At 43.2% G+C, this 9343-nt stretch carries 9 protein-coding genes; all 9 read left to right on the forward strand.

The genetic code is table 11. The features are described 5' to 3' along the window. The first annotated feature begins 38 nt into the window (after positions 1–38). The 9 genes from NSU05_RS09015 to NSU05_RS09055 all read left to right on the forward strand — a co-directional run bounded on the left by NSU05_RS09015 (position 39) and on the right by NSU05_RS09055 (position 9300). Complete coding sequence (locus tag NSU05_RS09015; protein ID WP_120028100.1) at positions 39–305, forward strand: hypothetical protein; 267 nt, start codon at positions 39–41, stop codon at positions 303–305. Continuing rightward, the gene (gene fabD, locus NSU05_RS09020; RefSeq protein ID WP_038428987.1) at positions 302–1168 is read left to right on the forward strand and encodes an ACP S-malonyltransferase; all 867 of its coding nucleotides are present in this window, start codon (positions 302–304) and stop codon (positions 1166–1168) included. Before NSU05_RS09015 ends, fabD (NSU05_RS09020) begins: the two co-directional genes overlap by 4 nt. Positions 1169–1671: 503 nt before the next feature. Further along, positions 1672–2646 (forward strand): acyltransferase domain-containing protein, encoded by a 975-nt coding sequence (locus tag NSU05_RS09025; RefSeq protein ID WP_038428989.1) that lies wholly within the window; start codon positions 1672–1674, stop codon positions 2644–2646. Further along, a complete protein-coding gene (gene fabD, locus NSU05_RS09030) occupies positions 2643–4946 on the forward strand; it encodes an ACP S-malonyltransferase (protein ID WP_038428991.1) in 2304 nt (767 codons plus the stop codon). The genes NSU05_RS09025 and fabD (NSU05_RS09030) overlap by 4 nt, the downstream gene beginning before the upstream one ends. A gap of 61 nt (positions 4947–5007) precedes the next feature. Then, the gene (locus NSU05_RS09035) at positions 5008–5256 is read left to right on the forward strand and encodes an acyl carrier protein (RefSeq protein ID WP_038428993.1); all 249 of its coding nucleotides are present in this window, start codon (positions 5008–5010) and stop codon (positions 5254–5256) included. After that, positions 5234–6481 (forward strand): polyketide biosynthesis malonyl-ACP decarboxylase PksF, encoded by a 1248-nt coding sequence (pksF, locus tag NSU05_RS09040; protein WP_029726473.1) that lies wholly within the window; start codon positions 5234–5236, stop codon positions 6479–6481. Before NSU05_RS09035 ends, pksF begins: the two co-directional genes overlap by 23 nt. Beyond that, positions 6482–7744: a polyketide biosynthesis 3-hydroxy-3-methylglutaryl-ACP synthase PksG gene (gene pksG, locus NSU05_RS09045; protein ID WP_015383707.1), complete on the forward strand. Its 1263-nt coding sequence runs from the start codon at positions 6482–6484 to the stop codon at positions 7742–7744. It begins immediately after the preceding gene. Next, positions 7732–8511 carry an enoyl-CoA hydratase/isomerase gene (locus NSU05_RS09050; protein WP_082200946.1) on the forward strand — a complete coding sequence of 260 codons (780 nt, stop codon included), beginning with the start codon at positions 7732–7734 and terminating at the stop codon, positions 8509–8511. Before pksG ends, NSU05_RS09050 begins: the two co-directional genes overlap by 13 nt. Positions 8512–8550: 39 nt before the next feature. Continuing rightward, a complete protein-coding gene (locus tag NSU05_RS09055) occupies positions 8551–9300 on the forward strand; it encodes a polyketide synthase (RefSeq protein WP_015383709.1) in 750 nt (249 codons plus the stop codon). The last annotated feature ends 43 nt before the right edge of the window (positions 9301–9343 follow it).

The following is a 9343-nucleotide window of genomic DNA, read 5'->3' on the forward strand; positions in this document are numbered from 1 at the left end:
GAAGGTGTTATTTATTTTGAAAACTCATTTGAAAGAAAATGAAGCGCATTATCATGATATGGCGCCCTATACGTGATCTGGGTCTTTTTTCTTATGTTCTGTTATATCTCCTGATCCTTTATTCCTCAATGGAAAAAAGCAGAAAAACAATCGAGCAAACTGTAGGAAAAATTAACTTGACGGATAATATTTACAGAGGTTACCATCAACATGAACATGCTACTATTTATCCGGTCATCACTATTATAAAATCATACAGAAGTGAAATACATCTACTAATCGGAAGGGTGGCTTTGAGAGAATGATCACATATGTTTTTCCAGGTCAGGGTTCACAAAAACAGGGAATGGGCAGCGGCCTATTCGATGAATTTAAAGAACTGACGGATCAGGCAGATGAGATCTTAGGATATTCTATCAAACGTCTTTGCCTGGAAAATCCTTATTCCAATTTAAACAAAACGCAATTTACTCAGCCGGCATTATATGTGGTAAACGCACTAAGCTATCTGAAAAAAATCAAGGATGAAGAAGTTAAACCTGACTTTGTCGCCGGGCACAGCTTGGGTGAATACAATGCGTTATTTGCAGCTGAAGCCTTTGATTTTGAGACAGGTTTACAGCTTGTCAGAAAAAGAGGCGAGCTGATGAGTCTGATAAGCAACGGCGGTATGGCAGCTGTTATGGGACTAAATGAAGAGCAGGTTGCAAAGGCTCTGAAAGAATATCATTTACATGATGTTGATATCGCTAATGTGAATGCCCCATATCAAATTGTAATTTCAGGAAAAAAAGATGAGATTGAAAAAGCCGCATCTCTTTTTGAAACGATGACTGAAGTTACAATGGTACTCCCCTTAAACGTAAGCGGCGCGTTTCATTCCAGATACATGAATAAGGCAAAAGAAGAATTTGAGGAGTTCCTTCATGCCTTTTATTTTTCGCCTCCGTCTATCCCAGTTATTTCTAATGTGTATGCCAAACCGTATACATACGAATTCATGAAACAGACGCTGGCTGATCAAATTAATCATTCAGTGAAATGGACTGACAGTATAAGCTACTTAATGAAAAAAGGCCATATGGAGTTTGAGGAGGTAGGGCCTGGAAATGTTTTAACTGGGTTAATTCATCGCATAAAGAAAGATGCGGAAGCAATGCCCAGCTAAAGCATTTGCCCCTATGGCCGTGCACCTCATCAATCAGGTCTAAACACAGATTTCCTTTCATTTAAGGTATAAAGTTTTAAAGATTCAATCGTTCGATTGACACTGTTTCTAATTGAATAACTTTATATACTGTTACATAAAGAGGCTGATAAATTAAGTTAGACATTTGAACTATGTCAGCCGGTCTGTCAAACCATCGCTCCCACATCTAGATGGTCCATTTTTTAACCGCACCCACCAATCATAGAGTCGATGTTCTTTGCTGATCCTGTTATCATGTTACATCAATTTTGAGATATCAACATACATCTACGATCACGTCATAAATGAACCGCATCCAGAGCACCAATAGCAATCCTTCCAAGTTGAATCTCCTTTACTTTTTCACATATGTCTTTTCCGTTTATTAATTTCATTTCAATCGCTGCTATGTGCTTTAACAACATGCATGGAAATGAGAAATCCAATAGCCGTCATAAATATAAAAAAAGAAGGTTATACACATGAATGAACCGCTTGTTTTTATGTTTTCCGGGCAAGGTTCCCAATACTATCACATGGGGAAAGAACTATTTAAGGAAAATACCGTGTTTCGTCAATCAATGCTTGAAATGGATGCCATTGCAGCACGGCGAATCGGCACATCCATTGTTGAAGAAATCTACCATCCAGGTAAACGTGTGTCAGATCCGTTTGACAGTATTCTTTTTTCCCACCCCGCCATTTTTATGATTGAGTATTCCTTATATAAGGTTTTGGAAGACAGGGGAATTTATCCTGATTACGTATTGGGATCAAGTCTGGGAGAATTCGCAGCAGCGGCAGTTTCTGGTGTGTCAGACGCAGAGGATATACTGGATTGCATACTTGAACAGGCTATTATCATCCAAAATTCCTGCGATAAAGGAAAAATGATGGCCATTCTGGACAAACCGCAATTGCTGAATGATTATCCGCAACTGTTTGGAAATAGTGAACTCATTTCTATCAATTATGATTCGCACTTCGTCATTTCTGGTGAAGAAGATCATATAAGGAAGATTATGGAGGATTTAAAGGAGAAGCAGATTCTTTGCCAGCTGCTTCCTGTGTCCTATGCCTTTCATTCTTCGCTTATTGATCCGGCAGAGAGTGCCTATGCAGAATTTTTAAGATCAAAATCTTTTCAAAAACCGTCAATACCGATTGTATCGAGCTTAACGGGAAGCTGCCTTCACGTAATGGACGAGAATTTCTTTTGGAATGCGGTCAGAAAGCCAATGATGTTTCGTGAAGCGATTCGATATTTGGAAAGCCAGCATACATGCAAGTTTATCGATTTAGGGCCATCCGGCACCTTAGCTGCTTTTGTGAAACAGCTGATTCCGGGTGATTCAGCTGACCGTTGCTGCTCAATCATAACACCATTTCATCAGGAGCTGAAAAATCTGAATACGGTTGAGTATTTCCGTACACCAGAAAGGAAGTTTACAAGATGATTACATATGTCTTTCCAGGGCAAGGCTCCCAGCAAAAGGGGATGGGACAAGGCCTATTTGAACAATATCAGCATTTGACTGATCAAGCAGATCAAATATTGGGCTATTCAATAGAGAAGCTATGTACCGAAAAATCATATCTGGATGTAAATCATACTGAATACACGCAGCCGGCTTTGTACGTTGTTAATGCACTCAGTTACTTGAAGAGAGTGGAGGAGACCGGCAGAAAACCTGATTTTGCGGCAGGACACAGCTTAGGAGAATACAATGCGCTGATGGCAGCCGGTGCCTTTGATTTTGAAACCGGATTAAGGCTCGTCAAAAAAAGAGGAGAATTGATGGGACGAATTACAGGGGGCGGAATGGCTGCTGTGATCGGCCTGAGTAAGGAACAAGTTACAGCCGTTTTAGAAGAGCACCGTCTTTATGACATTGATGTGGCAAATGAAAATACGCCCCGGCAAATTGTGATTTCTGGCCCGAAAAAAGAGATTGAAAAAGCTCGGGCTGTTTTTGAAAACACCAAGGATGTAAAGCTGTTTCATCCATTAAATGTGAGCGGAGCTTTTCATTCCAGATATATGAATGAAGCCAAACAGGTATTTAAGCAATATATTGACTCATTCCAGTTTGCATCTTTGGCCATCCCGGTTATCTCCAATGTCTACGCAGAGCCATACCATCAAGACAGATTAAAAGATACATTATCTGAACAAATGGACAACACAGTGAAATGGACGGACAGCATTCGTTTCCTGATGGGAAGAGGAGAAATGGAGTTTGCAGAGATTGGGCCTGGAACTGTTTTAACCGGTCTCATTCATCGGATTAAAAATGAAGCTGAACCATTGACATATATACCGAAAAAGAACCCCGCGATCAGTGCGCATCTAAAGGAGCAACGCAATGTTCAAGCCGGGATTACGGCAGAATCTTTAGGAAGTGCTGAATTTAAACAAGATTATCATCTTACATATGCTTATCTTGCAGGAGGAATGTACCGCGGCATTGCTTCGAAAGAAATGGTAGTAAAGCTGTCAAGAGCGGGAATGATGGGGTTCTTTGGCACAGGAGGTCTGAGCCTGAAAGAGGTTGAAGATGCGATCCATGCTATACAAGGTGAATTAGGGAAAGGACAAGCCTATGGCATCAATCTGGTCCACAATATGAAACATACTGAATCAGAAGAAAAAATGATCGATCTTTTATTGAGGAATCAAGTGAGCATTGTGGAGGCTTCAGCATTTTTAAGTGTCACTCCTGCATTAGTAAGGTACCGCGCAAAAGGAGTGAAACGAAATCAAAATGGTGACGTTATATGCTCAAATCGTCTCATAGCAAAAATATCACGGCCGGAAGTTGCAGAATCATTTCTGAGTCCTGCGCCTGAGAATATGCTGCAAAAGCTTTTAGGAGAAAATAAAATCACTATGAACGAAGCTGAGTTGTTGCGGTGCATTCCGATGGCTGACGATATTTGTGTAGAAGCTGATTCAGGCGGTCATACAGATGGCGGTGTAGCATACAGCCTGATGCCGGCGATGACATCTTTAAGAGATGAAATGATGAAAAAATATCAATACCGGAAAAAAATAAGAGTTGGTGCAGCTGGAGGAATTGGAACACCTGAGGCAGCGATGGCGGCTTTTATGCTAGGGGCTGATTTTATTCTAACAGGCTCAATCAATCAATGTACGGTTGAGGCGGCAACAAGTGATAAAGTAAAGGATTTGCTTCAGCAGATGAATGTACAAGATACAGCCTATGCGCCTGCAGGTGATATGTTTGAATCGGGCAGTAAAGTGCAGGTGCTAAAGAAAGGCGTGTTCTTTCCCGCACGGGCAAACAAGTTATATGAACTGTACCAGCGGTATGGGTCTATACGTGAGCTGGATGCAAAGATGCTGGCCCAGCTTGAGGAGAAATACTTTAAACGCAGTATAGAAGACATATATAAAGATATTGCATTGCATTATCCCGCGGCAGACATTGAGAAGGCTGAACAAAACCCGAAGCATAAAATGGCTTTGATTTTCCGATGGTACTTCAGATACAGCTCAAAATTGGCAATCAGCGGAAGCGAACATTCGAAGGTCGATTATCAAATTCACTGCGGTCCCGCGCTGGGAGCCTTTAATCAATGGGTTAAAGGATCGCAATTAGAAAATTGGCGAAACCGCCATGTGGATGAAATTGGGAAAAAAATAATGACAGAAACGGCAGTATTGCTTCATGAACGGATGCAATCGATGTATCAGCCGTCGCATGAAACAGACAACATAAAAATGAAAGTTTGAATATTATGAAAAAATACCTATAAAAATCATTAAAATAATCCCTCGAAGGAGAGAGCGTATTATGGATAAACAGAGAATCTTTGAAGTACTAATCACCAATATTTGCGAGGTGCTTCCTGAATTAGACGGACACAGATTTGAGCCTGAAGATCAGCTAGTTGAGCTAGGAGCTGACTCTGTAGACAGAGCTGAAATTATCACGTTGGTGCTAGAGGATTTATCGCTAAAAATCCCTCGCATTGAGCTATCCGGGGTGAAAAACATCGGTGAATTAGCTGAGGTGCTTTATGACAAAGTGCAATCTGCCTGAGGTAGTGGTGACCGGTGTAGGCGTCACGGCCTCTATCGGTCAAGGGAAAGAGGACTTTGCTTCCTCGCTGCTGTCCGGCAGACATGCCTTTGATGTCATGAAGCGTTCAGGCAGACAAAAAGACAGCCGGTTTATCGGAGCCGAAATTGCGTCATTGTCTTATCCTGACCGACTCTCTAAAAAAATGTTGCGAAAAGCATCATTCTCCAGCCGCGCTGCATTGGTAACTCTCACAGAGGCTTGGGAGGAGGCTGAATTGGACGATGCAGATTCCTCACGTATCGGACTGGTTGTTGGCGGGTCAAATTTTCAGCAGAGAGAAAACTTTGAAGTTTATGAAAGGTATCAAGACCGCTCCGGTTTTATTTCTCCGGCGTATGGCCTGTCTTTCATGGACAGCGATCTTTGCGGGATATGTACAGATCAGTTTGGCATCACGGGATTAGCATATACGGTGGGAGGAGCCTCGGCCAGCGGCCAGTTAGCAGTCATTCATGCGATTCAGCAAGTCCTGTCAGGCGAAGTTGATACTTGCATAGCACTTGGTGCTTTAATGGATCTTTCTTATATGGAATGCGAGGCGCTAAGGGCTTTAGGCGCTATGGGGACGGACAAATATGCTGATGAACCTGAAAAAGCGTGCCGTCCCTTCGATCAAAACAGAGACGGGTTTATCTATGGAGAATCGTGCGGTGCATTGGTAATAGAACGAAAGGAGACGGCTTTACGAAGAGGTCTCAAACCTTATGCAGCATTGTCTGGCTGGTCAATCAAACTGGACGGAAACCGGAATCCTGATCCTTCATTAGAAGGAGAGATTCATGTCATCCAGAAGGCACTGGAGCGTGCCAGGCTTTTACCAGAAGATATTGATTATATTAATCCTCATGGAACAGGCTCTTTTATTGGAGATGAAATAGAATTAAAGGCGCTCCGTGCATGCCGGCTTTCCCATGCTTATATCAATGCAACAAAATCGATAACCGGACACGGGCTTAGTGCGGCGGGCATCGTAGAGATTATTTCTGTTTTGCTGCAAATGAAAAAATCTGCCCTGCATCCGAGCAGGAATTTGGATCATCCAATCGATGATTCCTTTCATTGGGTAAATGAGAAATCGATTTCATACCGCATCAAAAATGCGCTGAGTTTAAGCATGGGGTTTGGCGGAATGAACACCGCGGTTTGTATACAAAACATTGAGAAATGTGGAGGCGAATCATAAATGGTTTCAGCCGGAATAGAAGCGATGAATGTCTTTGGCGGAACGGCATACCTTGATGTCATGGAGCTGGCCAAATACAGACACTTAGATACTGCGAGATTTGAAAACTTATTAATGAAAGAAAAAGCGGTAGCACTGCCTTATGAAGATCCCGTGACCTTCGGAGTCAATGCAGCTAAGCCGATTATTGATGCTTTATCTGAAGCAGAGAAGGACCGGATTGAATTGCTGATCACTTGCTCTGAATCCGGGATCGACTTTGGGAAATCGTTAAGTACATATATCCATGAATATTTAGGTCTCAACCGCAACTGCCGTTTGTTTGAGGTTAAACAGGCGTGTTATTCAGGGACAGCGGGATTTCAGATGGCGGTGAATTTTATATTATCCCAGACTTCTCCGGGTGCCAAAGCACTGGTTATCGCCAGTGATATTTCACGTTTTTTAATCGCTGAGGGCGGAGACGCTTTAAGCGAAGATTGGTCTTATGCGGAACCGAGCGCCGGAGCGGGAGCGGTGGCCGTTTTAGTTGGCGAAAATCCCGAGGTGTTTCAAATAGATCCCGGAGCAAATGGTTATTACGGCTATGAAGTGATGGACACGTGCCGCCCCATTCCCGACAGTGAAGCGGGAGATTCTGATCTGTCTTTAATGTCATATTTGGATTGCTGCGAACAGACCTTTCTGGAATATCAAAAGCGTGTACCGGGTGCCAATTATCAGGACACGTTTCAATATCTTGCTTACCATACGCCCTTTGGCGGGATGGTGAAAGGTGCGCACCGGACAATGATGCGTAAGGTGGCGAAGGTGAAAACATCCGGGATTGAGCCGGATTTTTTAACTCGGGTAAAACCAGGTTTAAACTACTGTCAACGGGTTGGAAATATTATGGGGGCAGCCTTGTTTCTGGCATTGGCCAGCACGATAGACCAAGGGAGATTTGATACGCCTAAACGAATTGGCTGTTTTTCCTACGGATCCGGCTGCTGTTCTGAATTTTACAGCGGAATTACAACTCCGCAAGGCCAGGAGCGTCAGCGAACATTTGGTATTGAGAAGCATTTGGATCGCCGGTATCAGCTCTCCATGGAAGAGTATGAGCTATTGTTTAAGGGGAGCGGGATGGTGCGGTTTGGGACGCGCAATGTAAAGCTGGACTTTGAGATGATACCGGGCATCATGCAGTCCACTCAAGAGAAGCCGCGCTTGTTTTTAGAAGAAATTTCTGAGTTTCATCGGAAGTACAGGTGGATCTCGTGACCTATCAAACGATAAAGGTCCGCTTTCAAGCGTCGGTTTGCTATATTACCTTTCACCGTCCTGAAGCGAATAATACGATTAATGACACGCTGATAGAAGAATGCTTGCAAGTGTTAAACCAATGTGAAACATCAACGGTGACGGTTGTCGTTTTAGAGGGGCTTCCCGAGGTGTTTTGTTTCGGAGCGGATTTTCAAGAAATCTATCAGGAAATGAAAAGGGGCAGAAAACAGGCAAGCTCCCAAGAGCCTCTCTATGATTTGTGGATGAAATTGCAGACCGGCCCTTATGTCACGATTTCGCATGTCAGGGGAAAAGTGAATGCCGGCGGTCTTGGATTTGTATCTGCCACAGATATTGCCATTGCTGATCAGACGGCGTCATTCAGTCTCTCTGAGCTGCTATTCGGCCTGTACCCTGCTTGTGTTTTACCGTTTCTGATCCGCCGTATCGGCCGGCAGAAAGCGCATTATATGACGCTTATGACAAAGCCGATTTCCGTTCAGGAAGCCAGTGAATGGGGGTTAATAGATGCTTTTGATGCTGAAAGTGACGTGCTGCTGAGAAAGCATTTATTGCGTTTGCGGAGGCTGAATAAAAAAGGAATCGCACATTATAAACAGTTTGTGAGCTCACTTGATCATCAAGTCAGTCGAGCGAAAGCCACCGCTTTAACTGCAAATCAAGACATGTTTTCTGATCCTCAAAACCAAATGGGAATCATCAGGTATGTTGAAACAGGACAATTCCCATGGGAGGATCAGTAACCGTTTAAAAATGACAATCAGAACCGTTAGGAGGACATCATGACGCATTCTGTTGTAGAGCTTATCGAAATTGAATCCGCCATTATTCAGGTAAAGATGCAAGATCGCACTCATAAAAACGCGTTTTCACAAGAACTTACAGACGGTTTAATTCAAGCGTTTGAATACATACGGCAGAACCCCAAATACAAAGCGGTCATTTTGACAGGATATGATAATTATTTTGCTTCAGGAGGAACGCAAGAAGGACTGCTTCGAATTCAACAGGGATTGACCAAGTTCACTGATGACAATCTTTATTCTCTGGCGCTGGATTGTGAGATTCCAGTTATTGCGGCAATGCAGGGCCATGGAATTGGAGGCGGCTTTGTCATGGGGCTCTTTGCTGACATAGTCATTCTGAGCAGAGAAAGCGTGTATACGGCTAATTTTATGAAATACGGATTTACGCCTGGAATGGGCGCTACCTTTATCGTTCCTAAAAAACTGGGTTTCAGCCTGTCCCAGGAAATATTATTGAATGCGGGCAGCTACCGCGGAGCTGATCTTGAAAAAAGAGGGGTTCCTTTTAAGGTGCTGCCCCGTGCAGAAGTGTTAGATTATGCAGTGGAGCTGGCGCAAGAACTGGCGGAAAAGCCGAGAAACTCACTGGTTACACTGAAAGATCATTTGGTTGCCCCGCTTCGCGATCAGCTGCCGCGCGTCATTGAACAGGAATTGATGATGCATGAGAAAACATTTCATCATGAAGAAGTCAAAAGTAGAATCAAAGGTTTATATGGTAATTAACTGAAAATATATAAAATTTTGCAGGTGAAATGGAGGCAGCGTG

The sequence above is a fragment of the Bacillus sp. EU52 genome (genome assembly GCF_037964975.1).
In the GTDB taxonomy this organism is placed as follows: Bacteria; Bacillota; Bacilli; order Bacillales; family Bacillaceae; genus Bacillus; species Bacillus subtilis.